Source organism: Noviherbaspirillum album (assembly GCF_035916955.1).
In the GTDB taxonomy this organism is placed as follows: Bacteria; Pseudomonadota; Gammaproteobacteria; order Burkholderiales; family Burkholderiaceae_D; genus Noviherbaspirillum; species Noviherbaspirillum album.
This window is the reverse complement of record NZ_JAWIIV010000016.1, coordinates 113576-135394: the sequence shown is the minus strand read 5'-3', so window position 1 is coordinate 135394 and position 21819 is coordinate 113576. Positions and strand designations below refer to the sequence as shown.

24 protein-coding genes and 1 tRNA gene are annotated in these 21819 nt (G+C 59.3%); 14 read left to right on the top strand and 11 right to left on the bottom strand.

Annotated elements, in window-relative coordinates; genetic code table 11:
* Both RY831_RS18800 and RY831_RS18795 read left to right on the top strand, forming a co-directional pair.
* On the top strand, nt 1-304 hold a 304-nt coding region (locus RY831_RS18800; protein ID WP_326507915.1), incomplete at its 5' end, for a response regulator transcription factor.
* A gap of 462 nt (nt 305-766) precedes the next feature.
* On the top strand, nt 767-1648 hold the full coding sequence (locus RY831_RS18795; protein ID WP_326507914.1) for a Crp/Fnr family transcriptional regulator: 882 nt from the start codon (nt 767-769) through the stop codon (nt 1646-1648).
* A 153-nt stretch (nt 1649-1801) separates the two neighbouring features.
* Here RY831_RS18795 and RY831_RS18790 read toward each other — a convergent pair whose 3' ends face one another.
* From RY831_RS18790 to RY831_RS18780, 3 genes are all read right to left on the bottom strand, one after another.
* Nucleotides 1802-2509 carry a phasin family protein gene (locus RY831_RS18790; protein WP_326507913.1) on the bottom strand — a complete coding sequence of 236 codons (708 nt, stop codon included), beginning with the start codon at nt 2507-2509 and terminating at the stop codon, nt 1802-1804.
* 137 nt (nt 2510-2646) lie between these two features.
* Nucleotides 2647-3393 (bottom strand): acetoacetyl-CoA reductase, encoded by a 747-nt coding sequence (gene phbB / locus RY831_RS18785; protein WP_326507912.1) that lies wholly within the window; start codon nt 3391-3393, stop codon nt 2647-2649.
* A 267-nt stretch (nt 3394-3660) separates the two neighbouring features.
* Nucleotides 3661-4143, bottom strand: coding sequence for an Lrp/AsnC family transcriptional regulator (locus tag RY831_RS18780; RefSeq protein ID WP_326507919.1), 483 nt, complete (start codon nt 4141-4143; stop codon nt 3661-3663).
* 124 nt (nt 4144-4267) lie between these two features.
* Between RY831_RS18780 and kynB the strand changes: the two genes are divergently transcribed.
* The 6 genes from kynB to minE all read left to right on the top strand — a co-directional run bounded on the left by kynB (nt 4268) and on the right by minE (nt 9174).
* A complete protein-coding gene (gene kynB / locus RY831_RS18775; protein ID WP_326507911.1) occupies nt 4268-4915 on the top strand; it encodes an arylformamidase in 648 nt (215 codons plus the stop codon).
* The gene (kynU, locus tag RY831_RS18770) at nt 4912-6162 is read left to right on the top strand and encodes a kynureninase (protein WP_326507910.1); all 1251 of its coding nucleotides are present in this window, start codon (nt 4912-4914) and stop codon (nt 6160-6162) included. The genes kynB and kynU overlap by 4 nt, the downstream gene beginning before the upstream one ends.
* Nucleotides 6163-6173: 11 nt before the next feature.
* A complete protein-coding gene (gene kynA / locus RY831_RS18765; protein WP_326507909.1) occupies nt 6174-7013 on the top strand; it encodes a tryptophan 2,3-dioxygenase in 840 nt (279 codons plus the stop codon).
* A 263-nt stretch (nt 7014-7276) separates the two neighbouring features.
* Nucleotides 7277-8068 carry a septum site-determining protein MinC gene (gene minC / locus RY831_RS18760; protein ID WP_326507908.1) on the top strand — a complete coding sequence of 264 codons (792 nt, stop codon included), beginning with the start codon at nt 7277-7279 and terminating at the stop codon, nt 8066-8068.
* A 25-nt stretch (nt 8069-8093) separates the two neighbouring features.
* Nucleotides 8094-8909: a septum site-determining protein MinD gene (gene minD / locus RY831_RS18755; protein ID WP_326507907.1), complete on the top strand. Its 816-nt coding sequence runs from the start codon at nt 8094-8096 to the stop codon at nt 8907-8909.
* Between the two features lies 1 nt (nt 8910).
* Complete coding sequence (gene minE, locus RY831_RS18750) at nt 8911-9174, top strand: cell division topological specificity factor MinE (protein WP_326507906.1); 264 nt, start codon at nt 8911-8913, stop codon at nt 9172-9174.
* Between the two features lie 107 nt (nt 9175-9281).
* Here minE and RY831_RS18745 read toward each other — a convergent pair whose 3' ends face one another.
* Nucleotides 9282-9611 (bottom strand): hypothetical protein, encoded by a 330-nt coding sequence (locus RY831_RS18745; protein ID WP_326507905.1) that lies wholly within the window; start codon nt 9609-9611, stop codon nt 9282-9284.
* Between the two features lie 247 nt (nt 9612-9858).
* On the opposite strand from RY831_RS18745, the gene RY831_RS18740 reads away from it, so the two are divergent.
* The 4 genes from RY831_RS18740 to RY831_RS18725 all read left to right on the top strand — a co-directional run bounded on the left by RY831_RS18740 (nt 9859) and on the right by RY831_RS18725 (nt 13438).
* Nucleotides 9859-10215: a hypothetical protein gene (locus RY831_RS18740; RefSeq protein ID WP_326507904.1), complete on the top strand. Its 357-nt coding sequence runs from the start codon at nt 9859-9861 to the stop codon at nt 10213-10215.
* 2 nt (nt 10216-10217) lie between these two features.
* Nucleotides 10218-10718, top strand: coding sequence for a hypothetical protein (locus RY831_RS18735; protein WP_326507903.1), 501 nt, complete (start codon nt 10218-10220; stop codon nt 10716-10718).
* Between the two features lie 136 nt (nt 10719-10854).
* A complete protein-coding gene (locus RY831_RS18730; protein ID WP_437126289.1) occupies nt 10855-13077 on the top strand; it encodes a YgiQ family radical SAM protein in 2223 nt (740 codons plus the stop codon).
* Nucleotides 13078-13294: 217 nt separating this feature from the next.
* A complete protein-coding gene (locus tag RY831_RS18725) occupies nt 13295-13438 on the top strand; it encodes a hypothetical protein (protein ID WP_326507902.1) in 144 nt (47 codons plus the stop codon).
* Between the two features lie 52 nt (nt 13439-13490).
* Here the strand turns inward: RY831_RS18725 and RY831_RS18720 are convergent, their stop codons facing one another.
* On the bottom strand, nt 13491-13868 hold the full coding sequence (locus RY831_RS18720) for a hypothetical protein (RefSeq protein ID WP_326507901.1): 378 nt from the start codon (nt 13866-13868) through the stop codon (nt 13491-13493).
* Between the two features lie 202 nt (nt 13869-14070).
* On the opposite strand from RY831_RS18720, the gene RY831_RS18715 reads away from it, so the two are divergent.
* On the top strand, nt 14071-14481 hold the full coding sequence (locus RY831_RS18715; RefSeq protein ID WP_326507900.1) for a response regulator: 411 nt from the start codon (nt 14071-14073) through the stop codon (nt 14479-14481).
* Nucleotides 14482-14575: 94 nt separating this feature from the next.
* On the opposite strand, the gene RY831_RS18710 is transcribed toward RY831_RS18715, so the two are convergent.
* From RY831_RS18710 to RY831_RS18685, 6 genes are all read right to left on the bottom strand, one after another.
* Nucleotides 14576-14650 (bottom strand) — tRNA-Val (locus tag RY831_RS18710).
* Nucleotides 14651-14686: 36 nt separating this feature from the next.
* The gene (gene dnaQ, locus RY831_RS18705) at nt 14687-15403 is read right to left on the bottom strand and encodes a DNA polymerase III subunit epsilon (protein WP_326507899.1); all 717 of its coding nucleotides are present in this window, start codon (nt 15401-15403) and stop codon (nt 14687-14689) included.
* A gap of 2 nt (nt 15404-15405) precedes the next feature.
* Nucleotides 15406-18507 (bottom strand): efflux RND transporter permease subunit, encoded by a 3102-nt coding sequence (locus tag RY831_RS18700; RefSeq protein WP_326507898.1) that lies wholly within the window; start codon nt 18505-18507, stop codon nt 15406-15408.
* Nucleotides 18508-18519: 12 nt separating this feature from the next.
* The gene (locus RY831_RS18695) at nt 18520-19692 is read right to left on the bottom strand and encodes an efflux RND transporter periplasmic adaptor subunit (protein WP_326507897.1); all 1173 of its coding nucleotides are present in this window, start codon (nt 19690-19692) and stop codon (nt 18520-18522) included.
* 90 nt (nt 19693-19782) lie between these two features.
* Nucleotides 19783-20229, bottom strand: a complete 447-nt coding sequence (gene rnhA, locus RY831_RS18690) for a ribonuclease HI (RefSeq protein WP_326507896.1) — start codon at nt 20227-20229, stop codon at nt 19783-19785.
* A 9-nt stretch (nt 20230-20238) separates the two neighbouring features.
* Nucleotides 20239-21015, bottom strand: coding sequence for a class I SAM-dependent methyltransferase (locus tag RY831_RS18685; RefSeq protein ID WP_326507895.1), 777 nt, complete (start codon nt 21013-21015; stop codon nt 20239-20241).
* On the opposite strand from RY831_RS18685, the gene gloB reads away from it, so the two are divergent.
* Complete coding sequence (gene gloB, locus RY831_RS18680; RefSeq protein ID WP_326507894.1) at nt 21007-21792, top strand: hydroxyacylglutathione hydrolase; 786 nt, start codon at nt 21007-21009, stop codon at nt 21790-21792. The genes RY831_RS18685 and gloB overlap by 9 nt on opposite strands.
* Nucleotides 21793-21819 lie beyond the last annotated feature (27 nt).

Genomic DNA, 21819 nt, shown 5'->3' with positions numbered 1-21819 from the left:
GGTCATTACGTCGGTCATGGAACATCCCTTTCGGTATTATTTCATGACCCCGCTTTACACAAAAAATCTGACAGGCTCCAATGAAGACTTGCCTCACAAGCAACTTTCAAACCGTGAATTTGAAGTGTTCACTTTATTGGTAAGCGGCAAATCGATTACCGAAATCGCGGACTTCCTCCACCTGAGCGCAAAAACGGTCAGTACTCACAAGACGCGCATACTGACCAAGATGAATATGAACTCACTGGCCGAAATGGTCCAGTATGCAGTTCAGCATCGACTGCTTGGGCCCCTGAGAAATTGAAACAGGAGGCGTTCGCCTCTTGTCTGTCTACCGCTCCATTCACACCTCCGCTCGCCCCGCCTGTGCTTTCCCAAATGTAATTGGTCAAAAGACTTTTCTCGCTTAGTCGTCACCTCGTCCGCTGCCTAGTTCAAGCGGTGTTGCCACGCTAGACAGGGTGGCATTCTAATAGCGCAAGTACTTGCTTCGCTGCCGCTCAGTAAATATTACGTCGATTTGTAGGCGCATTCCTACAAGATGCATATCTCCCCTACATTCCAATTCAGCCCCTCCCGATAGCCAAAAGCCTGTTGCAGTTGCGATACTGGCTACTTGTTATGAAGTGCAGCAAGCGATCGGTGCACGTCTGATGTTCTAGATCAAAACTCTTGAATAGAAAGACTGAACAAATCGACGGCGCTGAATCCTTTGCATGCTCAAGCGCGCATGCATTAACTGAAATCCCTGAAATAGGAGATGACTATGTTGTCAACTCAAGCACCTGATGTCCGCACCGACTCAACAACTACAGCATTGCATACATCGTCCGTCGAAGCGGGTTGGCAACGCCAGGGAAAATTATGGTCGAACCTGAAGGAATTGTGCGATGTCCTGCGCATTACCTCGGCAGCGATACATACCGATGAAGAACTGCTGTTCCAGCATGTACAGTTCAAGACCGGGCAGCGCATCCACACCATCGGGCAGCCGTTCGACACCCTGTACATCGTTCATTCGGGCTTTCTGAAAACAGTGCTGATCGACGAGTTCGGCAACGAGCAAGTGCTGAGTTTCCCGATGAAGGGTGATCTATTCGGCGTGGATGGCATCCACACCAAGCGCTATGCCTCAGAAGCTGTCGCCCTGTCCAATTGCGACCTGATTCTCCTGCCGTTCAAGAAGCTCACTGCACTTGGACGCGCCCATGTTGAGTTCGAACATGCAATGTACAGCGTAATGAGCCGGGAGCTGGTGCGCGAACAAGCCATGGTCAGCATGCTAGGCGCTCTCAGCGCCGAAGCCAGGGTGGCACGCTTCCTTGTCAATCTTTCCGAGCGTTATGCGGACATGGGCTATTCCAGCAAGCTCTTCAATCTGCGCATGACGCGGCATGAAATCGGAAGCTATCTCGGCCTGACGCTGGAGACGGTTAGCCGCACCTTGTCTGCATTTAATGAAATCGGCCTGATCACCGTCGATCAGCGCTCCATTGGCATCAAGGATCCCGAAGCGCTGCGCACCTTGCGCCGCTTGCCGCCGTCAAGCTCAAGGGCGAAACAGGTGGCCGCAAAAAAGTCCAAGGCAGCGGCTCAACAGAATGATCAGTCTGATCCTGATTGGGGAGCACAGTTGGCCAGTGCATGAGCTGTGAAATTGGATTTATAGAAAAGCCCGTCACACCGACGGGCTTTTTCGTTTCAGGAGCAGGATCGGGAACCACATTGATTTAGTCCGGCGCCGGGCATTGCCAAAAAGGATGCCGGCGCATCCTTTCCGCACAACTATTACGCACAACTATTATTTTTTCTTACCGCCTGGCGTGGTCACCGTTGATTTACGCTCGGCGCCCGGTTCGGAAGATGCGTTATTTGAGGAGCCGGCAACGACGTCCGACTCGGCCGCGGAATCAACGCTGTTTTCAGCGCTCGCCGCAAGATTGCGGGCATTGCCTGCAGTCGCATCCACATAGCGCGAGGTTTGCTGCGCGGCCGTGCCGAGCGCATCGGTGAATGTGGAGGTGGTGGCCGAGAGATTGCGCTGGGCCAGTGAGCCGGCCTGCTTGAATGCATCCTGCCATGCTGAAAACAGGCTCGTCATCGGATTGGGCATGACGTTTGTTGCAGCTTGCGCCGCGGATGCATCGACCTGCGGCTTGAAGCCGCTTGCCGCCTGATTGCGCAACTGTTCGACGTAATCCTGTGCACCTTTTCCCAACTCGCTTTGCATTTCCACGATGATGCGAATCAGCTCACGCTGATAGTTGACTGCCTGATCGGAATTGCGCGACGCCATGCCCGACTGCCAGGTAGTACCGATCGATGTCGCATCCTTGGCCTGGGTTACGGCCTCGGCAAAATTGAGTTGCTCATTGACGGCGCGCTGCGCGGCCCCCCTGACCACCTGGTCGAGCTTTTCCGTCGTCGAGAAGATCGTGTCGAGGAAGCGCCGGGAAGCCTCGATCTGAGTTTGATACATGCCCATGAAGGGATTAGTCATGTTTTGCATTTGTTGATCCTGAAATAAGCAAGAAAAGTAAACCGTAACGGTCAGCGCTATTCTCTGCGGATTCCGTGGCCGACGGCCCTGACCGTGCCCCGCGCTTGAGCTACATCAATCGCGTATTTTGCAAGCCAGCTTGCGCCTTAGTACATGTGCTGCCCGCCATTGACCGCAATATTTGCACCAGTCAGGAAACCTGCTTCCTCGGAGCACAGGTAAGCCACAAGGCCGGCCACCTCTTCCGGCTTGCCGAGTCGTCCGACGGGAATCTGTGGAAGGATCTTTTCCTGCAATATGTCACTCGGGATCTGCAACACCATCTTGGTACTCAGATACCCTGGGGATATGGTGTTGACAGTGACTCCCTTGCTGGCGACTTCCAGTGCCAGGGCCTTGGTAAATCCATGAACACCGGCCTTGGCGGCTGAATAATTCGTTTGACCGAAGGCGCCTTTCTGGGCATTGACGGAGGCGATATTCACCAGGCGACCCCACTGGTTTTCGAGCATGCCGTGCATGACGAGCTTGCTCATGTTGAAAACACTGTCCAGGTTGGTCTTGCGAACGGCGAGCCAATCCTCGTGAGACATTTTTCGGAGCGTGGTGTCGCGCGTGATGCCGGCATTGTTGACAAGAACATCGATGCGTCCGACATCCCGAAGGATTTGCATCACGCCCGATTCACAGGAAGAAAAATCTGATACGTCGATGCAGGCAGCCGCAAAGTCAAAGCCTTCCTTCTTACGTTCGCTAAGCCAAGTCTTGTGATCGGCGTTGGACGGCGAATAGGTGGCGACCACCTGAAAACCGGACTGGTCAAGCTTCTTGCAGATCGCTTCGCCCAATCCACCCATGCCGCCAGTGACAACGGCTACACGCTTGGTATTCATGGCGTCTCCTTTGAATCGTATTAGCAGTGCCGATGCTTTCCCGCCCCGTTCGGATCATGGGCGCACAAGCGCTCGCAGGCGCAAGCTGCAAGGTTGAAACAAACCAGGACCGATCAAATGGTAGATCGATACAGATTGGAAAGCGCCGGCAAAGTTTGCAGACCCGTTGGATTGACGCTCACGTGTTTGGTTCGTGCCGCGCCTCGTGCAAACAGGGGCCGACCGGCGCCTTGCAAGAATTTATCGCTACATGCCTCGGTTAGCCTGTTATTCGCCGAGAAGTTCAGGCGCAATTGCCTGCGTATCCTTCAGGGTCTGCAATACGATGTTGGATCGAATGTCCAGCACGCCGCTCGTCTTATACAGTTTTTCAAGCACAAAGGCGGAAAAATGCTTGAGGCTGCGCGCTCTCACCCTGAGCAGGTAATTGGCCTCGCCGGTGATGATGAACGAACCGACGACTTCCGGCCATGCCTGCAGCGATGCCAGAAAATTTTCATGCCAGTGCTCGACATCCCGACGCATGGTGACCTGCACGAAGGCATCCACCTCCAGTCCGAGCGCCGTCGGGCTCAGGATGGCGCTGTAGCGGCTGATCATTCCGGCGTCTTCCAGCAGCCGTACCCTGCGCAGGCATGAAGACGCCGAGAGAAACACTTTCTCCGCCAGCTCCAGGTTGCTCATCCTGCCGTCGGTCTGCAGCAGGTTAAGTATCTTGATATCGATGGCATCAAGGGTCATTAGAATTATTCACCGGAAGAGGTAGATTAAATGAAATTTAATTCTACCTTGACATGGAATACTCGTCGATTTTGAAGAAAAAATCGAATCGGCACGTCATAAAATGCAGGCATCAGTCATCAAGGACATTTCCATGCCAGCAAACACCTTACTCTGGGACATCAGCCCGACGCTTTCGCATGCAACTCCTGTCTGGCCAGGCGATACGCCGTTCAGCGCCGAGCCGACCTGGAAGATCGAGAACGGCTGTCCGGTCCATGTCAGCCGCATCACAATGTCGACTCACACCGGCGCACATTGCGATGCGCCGTCGCACTACGACCCGAGCGGCGAGGCCATCGATGCGGTCGCACTGGATGCCTATCTGGGCTCATGCCGGGTCATTGGCTGCCTGGGGGTAAAACGGATCGAACCGGGACATATCGAACATGCGCTGGAAAACTGTCCGCCTCGAGTGCTGATGCGCACATACGACCAGGCACCCCGGGACCGCTGGGATGCCGGCTTCGCCAGCATTGCACCCGAGACCGTCGCGCTGCTTGCCAGGCACGGCGTGGTGCTGATCGGCATCGACACCCCGTCGCTGGATCCGCAGGAATCGAAAACCATGGATGCCCACCATGCGGTCCGCGCCGCCGGGATCGCCATTCTCGAAGGCATCGTGCTGGACGCCGTCGAGCCGGGAGACTACGAACTGATTGCCCTGCCCCTTAAACTTGCCGGCCTGGATGCCAGCCCGGTGCGTGCCGTGCTGAGGCGCTTGAAAGGAGATGACGAATGACGCCGCGTTCGGACTGCAAGGCCTTGGATGCCGATGACCCGCTGCGCCCGCTTCGAGAGCAGTTTGCGCTGCCGGACGGCGTAATTTACCTCGACGGCAATTCGCTGGGCGCGCGCCCGAAAAGCGCGCTCGACCGCGCAAGGCAGGTGGTGGAAGCCGAATGGGGCAAGGACCTGATCCGCAGCTGGAACAAGGCCGGATGGTTCGACCTTCCCGCGCGGCTGGGCGCGAAGCTGGCACCGCTGATCGGGGCAAGGCCGGATGAAGTGGTCGTGACCGATTCCACTTCGGTCAACCTGTTCAAGGCGCTCGCCGCCGCCCTGCATCAGCAGGAGCAATCGTATCCGGACAGGAGCCGGCGAGTCATCGTCACGGAGCGCGAGAATTTCCCGACCGATGTCTATATCGCGCAAGGCCTCGCCTCGTGGCTGGAGCGCGACTATGAAATCAAGCTGATCGACTCGCCTGCGCAACTACGCGAGGCAGTCGACGCAAGTACCGCCGTAGTGATGCTCACGCATGTCAACTACCGCACCGGGCGCATGCACGACATGCGTGAAGTCACGGCACTGGCGCATGCGCAAGGCGCATTGATGCTGTGGGATCTCGCGCACTCGGCCGGCGCCGTCCCAGTCGACCTGAACGGCGCCGACGCCGACTATGCGGTCGGCTGCACCTACAAGTACCTCAATGGCGGCCCCGGCGCACCGGCGTTCATCTGGGTGCCCGAACGCCATCAGCAGGCGTTCCGCCAGCCGCTTTCCGGATGGTGGTCGCATGCGAGTCCGTTCACGATGCAACCGCAGTTCGAGCCCATCGCGGGCATACGGCGCGCATTGTGCGGCACCCAGCCCATCACCTCGCTGGCGCTGGTCGAATGCGGACTGGACGTCTTCTCGCAGACGTCGATGGATGCGATCCGCACGAAGTCGCTGGCGCTCACCGACCTGTTCATTGAACTGGTGGAAACGCGATGCAGCCGGCATTCGCTCGAACTTTTCACGCCGCGTGAACATGCGCAGCGCGGCAGCCAAGTAAGTTTCGCGCATCCGCACGGATATGCGGTGATGCAGGCGCTGATCGAGCGTGGCGTCATCGGCGACTATCGCGAGCCGCACATCATGCGCTTCGGTTTTACGCCCCTTTACACCAGCTTTACCGATGTCTGGGATGCCGTCGACACGCTCGCCGACATCCTCGACCGCAAACAATACGACCCCGACGCACGGCGCGACGCGGTCACCTGAGGAAGGCCATCATGGAAAAAGAAAAGGATTCCGCATCCTGGCACGGCGCCAGGATGGATTTCAGCAAGACGATGAGCTACGGCGACTATCTCGGCCTCGACCAGATACTCTCGGCGCAGCATCCGCGTTCGCCGGACCACAACGAGATGCTGTTCATCGTGCAGCACCAGACGAGCGAATTGTGGATGAAACTGATGCTGCACGAACTGCAGGGCGCGCGGCGGCAGATTCATCAGGGCGACCTGCCGCCGGCCTTCAAGATGCTGTCGCGGGTTGCGCGCATCATGGATCAGCTGGTGCATGCATGGGATGTACTGGCCACCATGACGCCTCCCGAATACACCGCGATCCGGCCTTATCTCGGCCAGTCGTCCGGCTTCCAGTCATACCAGTACCGCGAGATCGAATTCATCCTGGGGAACAAGAATCCCGCGCTGCTGAGCGTGCATGAAACATCGCCCGAGGCCCATGCGCGGCTCGAAGCCGCCCTGCGCGCGCCATCCATCTACGATGAAGCGATACTGGTGATGGCGCGCGCCGGTCTGCCCGTCGATGAAGCGCGGCTGAACGCCGACTGGACCAGGCCGACGAGCCCCGACGAATCGGTCAAGGCCGCCTGGCTGGAAGTCTATCGCAACCCGTCGAAACACTGGGCGCTTTATGAACTGGCCGAGAAGCTGGTCGACCTGGAAACCGCCTTCCGTTACTGGCGCTTCCGCCATGTGACCACCGTCGAACGCATCATCGGCTTCAAGACCGGCACCGGAGGCACCGCGGGCGCCAGCTATCTGAAAAAAATGCTGGAAGTCGTCCTCTTCCCCGAGCTGTTCGCGTTGCGGACCGCGCTATAGGAAGGCCGGGTTTGCGACCGCATCAGGTCGCCAATCGCTGAAACAGCAATGGAATAGTATTGGAAATCAGGAGGATAGCGCCGCTGCAACGGGTATAATATCGCGCAAAGCACAGAGCGAGTGGTGAGCAAATTGTTCAATGCGCTGTAGAGAAGTTCGCTTTCCCCCTTACGTTCGGGCCGCTTTCGACGCGGCCCGATTCATTTAACGGGCCAGGCGTTCATTTTTGCTCATGCAGGTTTCGCCATTACCGATACAAACCTATGTCAAAGAATCAAGGCAGCAAGCCCATCGAAATCAAGATTTCCACAGTCGTCGCCGTGTCGGCGATCCTGCGCACGACCGAGCTTGCCGCTATAGAGGCAGCGCTGAAACAGGCTACCGGCGGCGCCTCGGATTATTTTGATCATGACCTGGTTGTAGTCGATATCAGCGGCTGCGGACCGGAAACCGGTTCCATCGACTGGCCCGCCCTCACCGCGCTCTTCCGCAGCTACCAACTCAATCTCGTCGCCGTCCGCGGCGCGCCTTCGGATCTGGAACCGCAGATCGTTGCGCATGGATTGAGCATCGATACCCTGCCTCCGCCGCGACATGAACCGCGGGAAGCCGAAGCCGCCGCCGTCCAGGCGCCTCCAGCACCTGCGCCTGTTGCGCCGCCCGCACCGGCAACGCCCGTCGTGGAGCGCGTAGAGGTGCGCGTCGATGTACCCACCGCCGTCCCGGCGATGATCGTCGATGTTCCGGTTCGTGCCGGACAGCGCATCTATGCGCGCGGCAGCGACCTGATCGTCAACGCCATCGTCAACAACGGCGCCGAGCTGATCGCCGACGGCAGCATCCATGTGTATGCTCCGCTGCGCGGCCGCGCGCTGGCAGGTGCCAGCGGCAATGCCGACGCCAGGATCTTCACCTTGAGCATGGAGGCCGAGCTAGTTTCCATTGCGGGCGTCTACCGTACGTTCGACGGCGGCTTACCCAAGGATCTGGCGAAACAGCCGGCGCAGGTCCGTCTTGAAGGCGACCGGATAGACATTCTGTCCATTCGCGCTTAGTCATTTGTCTATTAAGGAGTTTTTCGTGGCCAAAATCGTTGTTGTAACGTCCGGCAAGGGAGGCGTCGGCAAAACCACCTCCAGCGCCAGCTTTGCATCCGGGCTCGCCCTGCGCGGACACAAGACCGCTGTGATCGATTTCGACGTCGGCCTGCGCAACCTGGACCTCATCATGGGTTGCGAGCGCCGCGTCGTGTATGACCTGATCAATGTAATCAACAATGAAGCCACGCTGAACCAGGCGCTGATCAAGGACAAGCACTGCGACAACCTGTTCGTGCTGCCCGCGTCGCAGACACGCGACAAGGATGCGCTGAGCGAAGCAGGCGTCGAACGCGTCCTCAACGAATTGAGGAAGATGGATTTCGAATACATCGTCTGCGATTCGCCCGCCGGCATCGAGCACGGCGCGGTGATGGCCCTGACCTTTGCCGACGAAGCCATCGTCGTCACCAACCCGGAAGTTTCGTCGGTGCGCGATTCAGACCGCATCCTCGGCATCATCCAGGCCAAGTCGCGCCGTGCCCTCAACGGCGGCGAACCGGTCAAGGAGCACCTGCTGATCACGCGCTACGTACCCAAGCGCGTCGAAGCCGGCGAGATGCTGTCCTACACCGACGTGCAGGAAATCCTGCGCATTCCGCTGATCGGCATCATCCCCGAATCCGAGTCGGTACTGCACGCCTCCAATCAGGGCAACCCCGCGATCCACATGGCCGGCACGGATGTCGCCGAGGCATACCAGGACGTGGTCGCGCGCTTCCTCGGACACGAGGTGCCGCTGCGCTTCATCGCTTACGAAAAACCTGGTTTGTTCCAGAGACTCTTCAAAGGTAGGTGATATGGCGCTGCTCTCATTCCTGTTTAACAGTAAACCCAAGACCGCGAGCGCGGCCAAGGAACGCTTGCAGGTCATCATTGCGCGCGAGCGGAACGGCCGCGACGGTCCCGACTTTCTGCCTGCACTGCACAAGGAATTGATCGAGGTGATTTCGAAGTATGCGAAGGTCAATGCCGAGGACATCAAGATTTCGCTTGATCGCCAGGGCAACCTGGAAGTGCTGGATGTGAACGTCGTGCTGCCTGACGGCGTACCGGCGAAGTAAGCCGCGAGACAGCCTTATCATGCGTGCCTGACCAGCCTCTTCCCGGGCCAGCCAGGCGTACCTCTTTCCAGGCCTGCAAGGCGCCTCCGCCCTGCAGGCGGCACTGCTCAATGCAGCTGATGCTTCAGGTCCGACAGCTGGCGGTGGGCCTGCATCACGACATCGCGCAGAGAGTCGTCCATTTCTTCCGGCGCATTTTCACAAGCGTCCTTCGCCCTGTCCCCGATCTGCTCCAGATCGTCGATGTATTGACGGATGCGGCTCTCATCCTGCGACTGCATCATGTCGCTGCTCTGCATGATCCGCTGATCCAGTAGCTGCATGCTGTCCTTCACCGCCATCGGAACGCCATTGGTCGACTCGCAGCGCCGGGCTGCATCATGAATCGTGTCTTCCACCTGGCTCAAGCGTTGCTGTAACTCGTTGGTCTGCATCATGGTGCGGCTCCTTAACTGAAATTGTCCAAGACAAGGACTGGTTGGATAGACCCTCGAAGTGTGAGTTCCAATGGCATTCAGGCAAGACAGGAGGACATGATTTTCCGTCGATTGCCTTCCCGGGTTCAACTCAATCCGGATTTCGAGAACTCGGGAGATGACAATTTGTCAAAATTTCACATTTTCCATGCACCATGTGAAAGACCGCGTGGAACCTCGAGAACCCGAACAAATTCCGGAGATCGTCATGAGCTTTCCGCACCCGCGTTATGTCGCTTTCATGGTGCTTGGCCTTTCATTTACCGGGGCAGCCTGGGCTGGGGACCAGGGTTGGAAGCAGGCCTTCCCGCCACCGGCCGGACTCCATCATGCAGTTGCAGGCACTTATCCATGGCAGGCCGACTATCCATCCTCTAGAATCCATACCTATCCTCCTGTCATGACGGTGCATGTCATTCCGAAGGCCTACATGGACAAAAACGCACGTGACATGCAGCAGAACAATTGGCATTTCTACTGCAGAAGCAGTCAAGCTTATTACCCGGCCGCACAAGCGTGCCCCAGCGGCTGGGAAGTGGTATCCGCGCACCCGGACCTAAGATGACGATGAGCACCAAGTTTCCGACGCCCGCCGTACTGATCTGCCTGACACTCCTAACGAGCGCATGCACTACGCCGACTCCCAATGCTCCGAGTGTCATGGTCCTTCCGGGCAGCGGAAAAAACTTCGACCAGTTTCGCGCCGACAATGAACTGTGCCGCCAGTTCGCCTCCGAACAATTGAACAATTCCGGCGGCCAAAACGCCATCAGCGCAAGCGGCATCGGATCGACTGCACTGGGCACCGCCCTGGGAGCAGCGGCCGGCGCCGCGATCAGCGGCGGCCGTGGCGCGGCGGCCGGTGCCGGCGGCGGCTTCGCGCTGGGTGGACTGTCCGGGGTCAACGCAGCGGAAACCACCGCCGCACAATTGCAGCGGCGCTACGACATCGGCTACCAGCAATGCATGTATGCCAACGGCCATCGCATTCCGCCCGCCGGCGGCATCATGGGCCAATTCTTCCAGGGCTTCTCCGAAAGGCCCCCTGGTTCGCCTTCGACGCGCTAGGCTGAAATAGAAGTCTCCCTCTGCGTTCGCCTGCAACTTGCGCCCTGCCTCGCGGTCTCAGTCCGTTCGCCCTGCCACCTTCGCCTGCCCGCCTGAAGCGCTGCATACCTGCATTTCCGGTACAATCCGCCCCAACATGAATACCCCGAAAAACCTGTTTTCCTATCCCCGTTTCCGGCCCGACTACACCAAACCGGCACCCTTCCTGCCTATGTCGCGCGCGGAAATGGATGCGCTCGGCTGGGACAGTTGCGACGTCATCCTCATCACGGGAGATGCCTATATCGATCACCCCAGCTTCGGCATGGCTCTGATCGGCAGGCTGCTGGAAAAACAAGGATTCCGGGTCGGCATCATCAGCCAGCCGGACTGGCATTCGGCGGACGCCTTCCGGGCATTGGGAAGGCCCAACCTGTATTTCGGCGTAACTGCCGGCAATATGGATTCGATGATCAACCGCTACACTTCGGACCGCAAGATCCGCTCGGAAGACGCCTATACCGCCAACGGCGATCCCGACAAGCGTCCCGACCGGGCAGTGACTGTCTATGCGCAGCGTGCCCGGGAAGCCTTTCCCGATGTGAACGTAGTCATCGGCAGCATCGAAGCCAGCCTGCGACGCATCGCGCATTACGACTACTGGTCAGACAAGGTGCGCCGCTCCGTGCTTCCCGATTCGAAGGCGGATATCCTTCTGTACGGCAATGCTGAACGGGCGCTGGTGGAGCTCACGCACCGCCTTGCCGCCGGTGAACCGATCCGCTCGATCCGCGACCTGCGCGGCACCGCATTCATGGTGCCGAGCGGCTGGAAACCCGCTCCCGACTGGAGCGAAGCCAACTCGACGCGCTACGACACGCCGGGCCGCATCGAACCGCATGCCGACCCGTACGAAATGAAATCGAAGGAGCCGTCCAGCTGCGCCACGACCGACGCCGCGCCACAGGAAAAACCGGTGCTGATCCTGAGCCGCGAGGAACGGCAGGCGGCGCTCAGGGAGCAGCGCAGCAAGACCGTCGTTCGCCTGCCTGCCTACGAGGCGGTCAAAGATGACCCGGTGCTGTATGCACATACTTCACGCATCCTGCACCTGGAATCCAACCCGGGCAATGCACGTGCCCTGGTCCAGGCGCACGGCGAACGCGATGTATGGCTGAATCCGCCGCCGCTTCCGCTGGCGATGGACGAGATGGACGGCGTCTATGACCTGACCTATGCGCGCGCGCCGCATCCGGCCTACGGCAAGGCGCGCATCCCCGCGTGGGAAATGATCCGCTTCTCGGTCAACATCATGCGCGGCTGCTTCGGCGGCTGCACCTTCTGCTCGATCACGGAACACGAAGGCCGCATCATCCAGAGCCGTTCCGAGCCTTCGATCCTGCGCGAAATCGAACTCATCCGCGACAAGACCAAGGGCTTCACCGGCACCATCTCGGACCTCGGCGGACCGACCGCGAACATGTACCGCCTGGCCTGCAAGGACAAGAAGATTGAGGAATCCTGCCGCCGCCTGTCCTGCGTGTATCCGACCATCTGTAGCAACCTCAATACCGACCACAGCAAGCTGGTCCAGCTTTACCGCAAGGCGCGCGCCATCCCTGGCATCAAGAAAATCCTGGTCAGCTCGGGACTTCGCTACGACCTCGCCGTGCGCTCGCCGGAATACGTGAAGGAACTGGTGACCCACCATGTGGGTGGCCTGCTGAAAATTGCGCCCGAGCATTCCGAGGAAGGCCCGCTCACCAAGATGATGAAGCCGGGCATGGGTTCATATTACGCATTCAAGGAAATGTTCGAACGCTATTCGAAGGAAGCAGGCAAGGAGCAGTACTTGATCCCCTACTTCATCGCGGCACATCCGGGCACGACCGATGAAGACATGCTGAAGCTGGCCTTGTGGCTCAAGCAAAACAACTTCCAGCTTGACCAGGTGCAGACCTTCCTGCCGACGCCGATGGCGATGGCGACCGCGATGTACCACAGCCGCAAGAATCCCTTGCACAAGATCTCGGCGGATTCCGAGGCAGTGGAAACCGTCCGGACCGGCAAGATCCGCCGACTGCACAAGGCCTTCCTGCGCTATCACGACCCGGAAAACTGGCCGATGCTGCGCGAGGCGCTGCAGCGCATGGGCCGCTCCGACCTGATCGGCAACAGTGACCGGCATCTCGTGCCGCGCTACACGCCACCCGCCGTGGGCATGGGAAACAGGCCGGGACAGAGGCTTGCGCCAAAAGAACTGCAGCATGTGAAAAAATCCGGGCCGCCCCCTCTCCAAGCACCTCGGAGCGTGAAGGCAAAACCTGCCGGTACGCGCGCCGCAAAATTTGCGGTTTCGGCAAAGGCCGGCCGCAAGTAAAAAGGACTCTGGCCGCTGACTTGGCGTCCTGAATCCTTTTATTGCATGCCATCACCAAATTCCCGTTCTCAAAATGGCAACTATTTTTGCTGGTCAACTGTATTTGAGTAATCTCAATCAAATATTTTAAAAAGTTGCCTAACAGACTATTGATTCAAAGAAGCTGTTCTATACAATGATCGAAAGCAATCGATTGCTTTAGCTCAATGGAGACAGCATGAACAACGTACGCCAAGACGCAGTCGTCATCCAGTCGGAAAAGACCTTCAACTACAACAAGCTGCAGGCGGTTCTTTGCATGGCGTCCTCCGCGGCTGTGAGCATCGGCATGATCTACGCAGCCATCCAGTGGCTTGCCTGAAACGTTTAACTGCCAGCTTCGAAGAACGTAATCACGTTCTTTCAATGAATTCCTATCTTTCGACGCAACTGAGATAAAGATAGCTTGCCATGAGCAGCATCAGTACGATGCATGCAAAGGCAAAGCCAATACCGGCACTCATGCAAAACAAGGCGGCACATAGATTGCTGCTGCCCTGAGCCGAGGTGCTGGATACCACGTCCGACAGCACCCGCATCAGCTGCATCATGCATAACGCAATACCCACCCACTTCCACATGTAAAACGGCAGCACGCTGCGCTGTTCACGGTTGTACCGGTAATTCGCGATTCGCTGTTCAATGGAACCTCGCCCGGCATCTCTGAAGCGCCAGAACGGGATGGCGAGCCGCCAAACATACTGAAGAGAAAATTTCAATTTCTGGAACGGCATGGGTTCATTGCTGTTCATGGGATCATCGCCTCCTGATTCTTAGTCAGGATTTCAGACTTGCCGTTCACGCAATTTCCTTGCGGGAGAGATATCCCGGGCAAGCGAAATCCAGTCGAGTCGACTGCCCTTTCATCGCGTCCGTCGAAAAATCCGAGTCATTGCTGAGTCAGGTCAAACGACACTCCCGGGAGAAGAGTGCGTGATTCGTTAAAATTTCTAGATGTCCAACCTTATCCTAGTCGTCGAAGACGACCCCCTCGATATCGAGCTCGTCCGGATTGCCATCGAACGATGCGAATTGCCGCATGAAGTCGCCTTCGCGCGTGACGGCGAAGAAGCAATCAACTTCCTCCTATGTGCGGACACCTTTTCTTCGCGAACAAGGGAAAATCCCGCCGCGATCCTGCTGGACCTGAAATTGCCGAAGCTTAACGGACTGGAAGTGCTGGCAACGATACGGCGCATACCACACCTGGCATCGATTCCCGTGATCATTCTTTCCGCATCGGGAGAAGAGAAAGACTTGAATACGGCTCAGGAACTGGGCATCAGCAGTTATATCGTCAAGCCTCTGGAATGGCGGGGCTTCAGCGAAAAGCTGTGCCAGGCGATGGAAGCCAAGGCTTCATGAGGAGCTGAGATGGGATGGCGATTGTTGGCCAGTTCGCGGGCACATGCACTTGCATGCCCAAAGAAAAAGGCCTGCGATTGCAGGCCTCGAATTCTGGTGGACAGTACTGGGATTGAACCAGTGACCCCCGCCGTGTGAAGGCGGTGCTCTACCCCTGAGCTAACTGTCCGAGAGCTCGACATTATGGCACAAATGCCCCGGCGAATCAATTTGCCGGAGCAGGTTCCGCGCGCCAGATGCATGCGCCCTTGACTTCCTTGTCGAGCTTATCGAGCAAGGCGGCGTGCTCCGCCAGTTCGGCTTCATCCGCGGCGAGCACGATCATCTCTTCCACAGGCGCCGTAGCAACAATCTGTTCCGCATCCGCAGCCGGCTGATCGACGGCAAGATCTATCGTCAGACTGTTCTGGCCGCGCGTCATGGCGAGATAGACTTCCGCCAGCAGTTCCGCGTCCAGTAACGCGCCGTGCAGAACGCGGTGAGCATTCGAAATGCCGTAGCGGTCGCATAGCGCGTCCAGGGAGTTGCGCTTGCCTGGATGCAGTTCCTTGGCCTGCACCAGCGTGTCCGTGACCGATTCGATGTGCTCCTTGAAGCGGGGCAGGCCCAGGCGCTCGAACTCGGCGTCGAGGAAGGCGAGGTCAAAGGGTGCGTTATGGATGATGACCTCGGCGCCGCGCACGTAATCGCGCAATTCATCCGCGATCCCGGCAAACTTCGGCTTGTCGCTGAGGAATTCGGTGGTCAGCCCGTGCACCGCGAGCGCGCCCTCTTCCGAATCGCGCTCGGGATTGATGTAGACATGGAAATTGTTGCCGGTCAGGCGGCGGTTGACGATCTCCACGCAACCGATCTCGATGATGCGGTCGCCGGAGCGCGGGTTCAGGCCTGTGGTTTCGGTATCAAGTACAATTTGTCGCATGGTCAGTATGTTGTTGCAGCAGGCGCAGGCAGCGTCCCCGGTTCGGGCGCATGCGTCTTCTGGCGTGCAAAGAAAGTATAAAAGGTCGGAACGACGAACAGGGTCAGCAGTGTACCGAAACTCATGCCGCCCACGATGACCCATCCGATCTGGACACGCGATTCCGCTCCCGCGCCCGTGGCCAGCGCAAGCGGAATGGCGCCGAGCACCATGGCGCCGGTGGTCATGAGGATCGGGCGCAGGCGCAGAACGGCCGCTTCGACGATCGCTTCCTGCAGCGGCTTGCCCTCTTCGCGCAGCTGGTTGATGAACTCGACGATGAGAATACCGTGCTTGGTAATCAGCCCCACCAGCGTGATCAAGCCGATCTGGCTGTACACATTCAACGTACCGCCGGTCAATTGCAGTGCAGCGAGGGCACCGGCCATCGAGAGGGGTACGGTCAGCATGATGATGAAAGGATCAACAAAGCTTTCGAACTGGGCCGCAAGCACGAGGTAGATGAAGGCCAGCGCCAGCACGAAGGTCATGACCAGGCTGCCGGCCGACGAACGATATTCCCGCGAGGAGCCCGACAGGTCGGTTGCATAGCCCGGCTTGAGGATCGCTCTGGCGGTGTCTTCCATGAAATCGATTGCTTCGCCTTGCGTGTAGCCGTTGGCAAGATTGGCGGAGATGACTACGGCCCGGCGCTGTCCGAAGTGGTTCAGCTCGCGCGGGGCGACGGCTTCCCTCACCTTCAGCAGGCTCGACAGCGGCACCATCTGCTCCTGACCGCCGGCCGTCTTGCTGACCGCGCGCACGAAAATGTTATTGATGTCGTCGGGCGCGTCGCGTTCGCCATTCTTGATCTGCACGATGACATCGTACTGGTCGCCGTCCTTCTTGAAGCGGGTGACGTTGCGTCCGCCAAGCATGGTTTCGAGAGTGCGGCCGACGGTTTCGATCTGCACGCCGGCATCGGCGGCCTTGTCGCGGTCCACTTCCACATTGACCTGGGGCTTGTTCAGGCGCAGGTCGGTGTCGATGTTGGACAGGCCGGGATTCTTGCTGGCTTCGGTGACGATGCGCTGGGCCACCTGCTGCAGGTCTTCATAGGATGCGTTGGTAAGTACCACGAGATTGACGGGCCGCTCGCGGATCGACTGTCCCAGCGACGGCGGCGCATTCGGGAACGCGAGCACGCCGGGCACGCCGGCCATCTTCGGCTGCATTTCCTTGATCATGTCGATCGTGCTGCGATTGCGCTCGGACCAGTCGACCGTACGCATGAATGCGACTCCTCGCTCGACCGTTGGATTGCCGGCGATGATGAAGACGCGGTCGATTTCCTTGGTCTCCGCAGCAATGCCTTCGAGCTGCCGCGCATATTTCTCCGTATAGGCAAGCGAAGCGCCGTCCGGCCCCGCCAGTGCGGTGAAAATGATGCCCCTGTCCTCGACCGGCGCCAGTTCCTTCTTCATGGTACTGCCGAGCCAGACCAGGCCGCCGATGACGACGAGATACATCAGCACCACAAGCCAGCGCGCCCCGAGCACCAGGCCCAGCAGGCGGCGGTATGCGGAAGTCATGGCATTCAGGACGCTTTCAATGGCGCGGTATATCACGCCATGCTGTTGCTGCGGCTGGTGTTTCAGCAGCACCGAGCACATCATTGGTGACAGCGTCAGGGCGATGAAGCCGGAAACGACGACCGCGCCGGCCAGCGTCAATGCGAATTCCGCGAACAGCCGCCCCGTGCGGCCGGGCGTAAACGCGACCGGGGCGTACACCGCCGCCAGCGTCATCGTCATCGCGATCACGGCGAAGCCGATTTCCTTCGCCCCCCTGAGTGCCGCTTCGAAAGGCCGCATGCCGTCTTCGATATGGCGGTAAATGTTTTCCAGCACGACGATCGCATCGTCGACCACGAGACCGATCGCCAGCACCAGCGCCAGCAGGGTCAAGGTATTGATGGAGAAGCCGGCCAGCGACATGATGGCGAAGGCGCCGATCAAAGATACCGGGATGGTCACCAGCGGAATGATGGAGGCGCGCACCGAGCGCAGGAAAACGAAGATCACCAGGGCGACCAGGATCACGGCTTCGCCGATAGTCTTGTACACCGAACTGATCGAGCGCTCGATGAAGACGGTGTTATCCACCGATATGCGGATCTTGACGCCTTGCGGCTCCAGTTCCTCGTTCAGCCGCGGCAGTTCGGCCTTTACATAGCCGGCCAGTTCCAGCGGATTGGCTGTCGCTTGCCGGATCACGCCGAGCGATACCGCATTCTGGCCGTTGAAGCGCACCGACGAGCGCTCGACCGCCGGGCCGATCTCGACGCTGGCGACATCCCGCACCCGAACCGCATAGCCGTTGACGCTGCGTATCACGACATCCTCGAACTGCATCGGCGTGGTCAGGTCGGTCTGCGAGACGACCGAGAATTCGCGCTGCTTCGATTCGATGCGGCCGGCGGGAATCTCGATGTTCTGCTTGCGCAGCGCGTCTTCCACGTCCGCGGGCGTGAGCCGGTAGGCGGCGAGCTTATCGCGGTTGAGCCAGATGCGCATCGCATACTTGCGCTCCCCGCCGATGCGGACATCGGCGGCGCCGGGAAGCAGCTGCAGGCGCGGCTTGACGATGCGGTTGGCGATGTCAGTCAGCTCGAGCGACGACAGGGTATCGCTGGAGAACGAAAGCCAGATGATGGGGCTGGCATCGGCTTCGACCTTGGCGATCACCGGTTCCTCGATCGTCTGCGGCAGCTTGGAACGGACGCGGGATACGCGGTCGCGCACATCGTTGGCGCCGGAATCCGGGTCCTTTTCGAGCCGGAAGCGCACCGTGATCTGGCTTTGTTCCGCGCGCGAGATCGACGTCAGCACATCGATGCCGTCGATGCCGGCGATCGAGTCTTCCATCGGCTTGGTCACCTGGGACTCGACGATCTCGGAACTGGCACCGGGATAGCGGGTTTCCACCGTGACCACCGGTTCGTCGATCTTCGGGTATTCGCGCACGGCCAGCCGCTTGTAGCAGACCAGGCCGATCAGCACGATCACCAGCGAGAGCACCGTCGCAAAGACCGGACGGCGGATGCAGATATCGGATATGACCATGGACGGCTCCGCTCAGCTCTTGTTCGATGAGGTCAGCGGTCCGTCGGGCGGCACGGGCCCGGTGGCGGATTTGCCGCCCGGTGCGATGCGGATCGGCGTGTCGTCGCGCGTCAGGCGGATCTGCCCCGCCGTCACCACCATGTCGCCTTCCGCCAATCCCTGCGTGATCTCGACCTTGGCCGCGCGGCGCAGGCCGGTCCTGACCTCCACTTTGGAGGCCTTGCCATCCGTCACTTTCCACACCATTGCCTTCGCGCCTTGCGGCACGATGGCTTCTTCCGGCACCATCAGGGCCTTTTCCTTTTCCGCAAGGATCAGGCGCACGCGGGCGAACATGCCCGGCTTCAGGCGAGCTTCGGCATTGGCGATGCGGCCCCGCAGCAAGGCGGAGCGGCCGGAACTGTCGACCTGGGGATCGATCGCATCGACGCTGGCGCGGAAAGGCTTGTTCGGCAGCGCATCGACCAGCACTTCGATGGCCTGGCCGGTGCGGGCGAGGTCGGCATAGCGTTCAGGGATGCGGAAATCGACCTTGACGCTGGAGATGTCTTCCAGGTTCACGAGGTCGGCGCCGTCCTTCACGTAATCGCCGACACTGACGTTGCGGATGCCGACGATGCCGGAGAACGGCGCCCTGATCTCCAGCTTGGCCAGGCGGGCCTCGGCCAGCGCCAGCTTGGCTTCCAGCACCTGAACATTGGCTTGCGACTCGTCGCGAGCCCGTTCGGAAATGAATTTCTGCTTGGCGAGGTCGGCGTTGCGCTCGAAATTGGCCTTGGCGATGCCGAGCTCGGCCTTGGCTTGCTGCACTTCGGCCTGATTGACCGTGGAATCGAAGGCGACCAGGACCTGACCCTTCCTGACCTGCTGTCCATCCTTGAAATTGAGCCGCGCGATGCGGCCGGCCACTTCCGGACGGATCATGACGGCTTCATTGGAACGCAGGGTGCCGGTTGCATTGACATCGTCCACCAGGCGCACCGCGGTGACGGTTGCCACATCGACCGCCGCCGGACCGGAGGCGGCACCTTTCCCGCCCTTGCCCGCATTGTCGGCCGGCTTGCCGGATGCGCCGGACTGTTCAACGGGCGCCTGCGGCTTGCGCTGTTCGATGTAGGCATAGGCGCCCAGCGTCACGATGCCCAGAACTGCGACCGTGGGGTAAAGGAGTCTCCGTGGATTCATTTGAATGGGTCGTTCTAAGTCTATGCGCTTGATGATGCGGGAGGCGTTGTCCAGGCTCCCGCCACATTTTTCCATTGTGCAACTGCGAGACTATAGAGCAGTTGCGCTTGCCGAAGCAACGCCGTGATTGGCGAGCGTGTCGGCGCGTTCATTGCCGTCGTGCCCGGCGTGGCCCTTCACCCAGCGCCATTCGATCTGGTGCGTCGCGCGGGCGGCGTCCAGCGCCTGCCACAGGTCGACGTTCTTCACCGGCTCCTTGGACGCGGTCTTCCAGCCGCGGGCCTTCCAGCCGTGTATCCATTCGCTGATGCCCTTTTGCACATACTGGCTGTCGGTATGCACGATGACCTCGCATGGCCGCTTCAGGGCCGACAGGGCTTCGATGACGGCCTTGAGCTCCATCCTGTTGTTGGTCGTGTTCAGCTCGCCGCCGAACATTTCCTTGCGGTGCGGGCCCGCGATCAGCAATGCGCCCCAGCCCCCGCGTCCGGGATTGCCCTTGCAGGCGCCATCGGTATAGATTTCGACTTTTTCCATTTTGATTCGTTACTTGTGTTTTTGAACACGATTGGTCACCGGCACGCCTCGCGGCGCCTTGGCCGTATGCTTGGACCAGGCCGGTCCGATGAGGCGCATGCCGCGCACCCGCTTGACCGCCTGCACCATATAGACTGCCCCGAGGTAAGGCCACCAGCGCTCGCCCGCCTCGTCCATGAAGGCGAACCGCGACAGCCATTTCTCCGTCAGGCAAGGAGGCGCATAGCAGCCGAAGTGGCCGCGGTTGACTTCCATGCTGAGCAGCTTGAGCCAGTCCTTCAACCGGGGCAGGCTGATGAATTCCCCGTGTTCGGGAAGAAAAGGAGTACCGGTCAGGCGCGAGGTCACCTGGCGCAAGCCCCAAAGGCTGGCCGGATTGAAGCCGCAGACGATGACCTGTCCCTCGGGAATCAGTACCCGTTCGACCTCCCTCAGGACCTGGTGCGGTTCCTCCGCGAACTCCAGCACATGCGGCAGGACGATCAGGTCGAGACTTTGCGAGGCGAACGGCAATTCGGCGAAATCATGCACGACCACGATCGGCCTGGACGGCGCGCTGTCGGAATCCGTCGGCAGGTGGGTGTCGGTCATCCACTTGTTGGGCATGCGGTTGGCGCGCAGCGCATTGATCTGCGGCAGGCCGATCTGCAGGGCATTGAAACCGAAGATATCGGCGGTCAGCATGTCGAGCCGCTCCTGCTGCCAGGCGCGGACATAGCTGCCCACCGGGGTTTCCAACCAGGGGCCGAGGGCTATAATGGCCTTTTCGGGCAAGGGATGATCCATCGTATGTTAAGTGTATTGACTGTACCGGCGTTCCAGGACAATTACCTGTGGCTGATTCACGATGGCGTAAGCGCTGCAGTGGTCGACCCCGGGGATGCGGCGCCGATCCTCGACTGCCTGAACCGCCACGGCCTCGCCCTCGCTGCTATTCTACTGACACATCACCATGCTGACCATGTCGGCGGCGTCCCGCAATTGCTCGAGCGGTATAACGTGCCGGTTTTTGGCCCGCGTCAAGAACCGATTCCCGCAATTACGTATCCTTTGGGCGAGGGCGACGCCGTAACCGTCCCGGAACTGGGGCTTGAACTGAAGGTGCTGGATGTGCCGGGGCATACCCGTGGACATATTGCCTATCATGCACCGGAACACTCATGGTTGTTCTGCGGCGACACGCTGTTTGCCGGCGGCTGCGGCCGGCTTTTCGAAGGCACGCCGGAACAGATGGCGGCATCCCTGGAAAAGCTCGCTGCTCTGCCCGGCGATACCAAGGTGTACTGCGCGCATGAATATACGCTGTCCAACCTGCGCTTTGCCCTTGAAGTCGAACCCGCCAATGCGGCATTACAGGAACGTTTCACCAGGGAACAGGCGAAACGCGATCGCGGCGAACCGACTGTACCGTCGACCATCGCCCTTGAAAAGGAAACAAATCCTTTTCTGCGTTATGCGGAAGCTGCGATTGCTGACAGGCTGATAACAACCGGGCATGTTTCCTCAAAGGAACCAATTGCTGTTTTTGCTGCCCTACGGCAGTGGAAAAATTCCTTCCGCTAAAAACAACGCGGAACGGTTGTCAGAGTT

Coding starts and splice junctions, on each gene's coding strand:
- RY831_RS18795 (WP_326507914.1), top strand. CDS start 767: ATGTTGTCAACTCAAGCACCTGATGTCCGCACCGACTCAACAACTACA.
- RY831_RS18790 (WP_326507913.1), bottom strand. CDS start 2,509: ATGCAAAACATGACTAATCCCTTCATGGGCATGTATCAAACTCAGATC.
- phbB (WP_326507912.1), bottom strand. CDS start 3,393: ATGAATACCAAGCGTGTAGCCGTTGTCACTGGCGGCATGGGTGGATTG.
- kynB (WP_326507911.1), top strand. CDS start 4,268: ATGCCAGCAAACACCTTACTCTGGGACATCAGCCCGACGCTTTCGCAT.
- kynU (WP_326507910.1), top strand. CDS start 4,912: ATGACGCCGCGTTCGGACTGCAAGGCCTTGGATGCCGATGACCCGCTG.
- kynA (WP_326507909.1), top strand. CDS start 6,174: ATGGAAAAAGAAAAGGATTCCGCATCCTGGCACGGCGCCAGGATGGAT.
- minC (WP_326507908.1), top strand. CDS start 7,277: ATGTCAAAGAATCAAGGCAGCAAGCCCATCGAAATCAAGATTTCCACA.
- minE (WP_326507906.1), top strand. CDS start 8,911: ATGGCGCTGCTCTCATTCCTGTTTAACAGTAAACCCAAGACCGCGAGC.
- RY831_RS18745 (WP_326507905.1), bottom strand. CDS start 9,611: ATGATGCAGACCAACGAGTTACAGCAACGCTTGAGCCAGGTGGAAGAC.
- RY831_RS18740 (WP_326507904.1), top strand. CDS start 9,859: ATGAGCTTTCCGCACCCGCGTTATGTCGCTTTCATGGTGCTTGGCCTT.
- RY831_RS18735 (WP_326507903.1), top strand. CDS start 10,218: ATGAGCACCAAGTTTCCGACGCCCGCCGTACTGATCTGCCTGACACTC.
- RY831_RS18730 (WP_437126289.1), top strand. CDS start 10,855: ATGAATACCCCGAAAAACCTGTTTTCCTATCCCCGTTTCCGGCCCGAC.
- RY831_RS18725 (WP_326507902.1), top strand. CDS start 13,295: ATGAACAACGTACGCCAAGACGCAGTCGTCATCCAGTCGGAAAAGACC.
- RY831_RS18720 (WP_326507901.1), bottom strand. CDS start 13,868: ATGAACAGCAATGAACCCATGCCGTTCCAGAAATTGAAATTTTCTCTT.
- RY831_RS18715 (WP_326507900.1), top strand. CDS start 14,071: ATGTCCAACCTTATCCTAGTCGTCGAAGACGACCCCCTCGATATCGAG.
- dnaQ (WP_326507899.1), bottom strand. CDS start 15,403: ATGCGACAAATTGTACTTGATACCGAAACCACAGGCCTGAACCCGCGC.
- RY831_RS18700 (WP_326507898.1), bottom strand. CDS start 18,507: ATGGTCATATCCGATATCTGCATCCGCCGTCCGGTCTTTGCGACGGTG.
- RY831_RS18695 (WP_326507897.1), bottom strand. CDS start 19,692: ATGAATCCACGGAGACTCCTTTACCCCACGGTCGCAGTTCTGGGCATC.
- rnhA (WP_326507896.1), bottom strand. CDS start 20,229: ATGGAAAAAGTCGAAATCTATACCGATGGCGCCTGCAAGGGCAATCCC.
- gloB (WP_326507894.1), top strand. CDS start 21,007: ATGATCCATCGTATGTTAAGTGTATTGACTGTACCGGCGTTCCAGGAC.
- RY831_RS18685 (WP_326507895.1), bottom strand. CDS start 21,015: ATGGATCATCCCTTGCCCGAAAAGGCCATTATAGCCCTCGGCCCCTGG.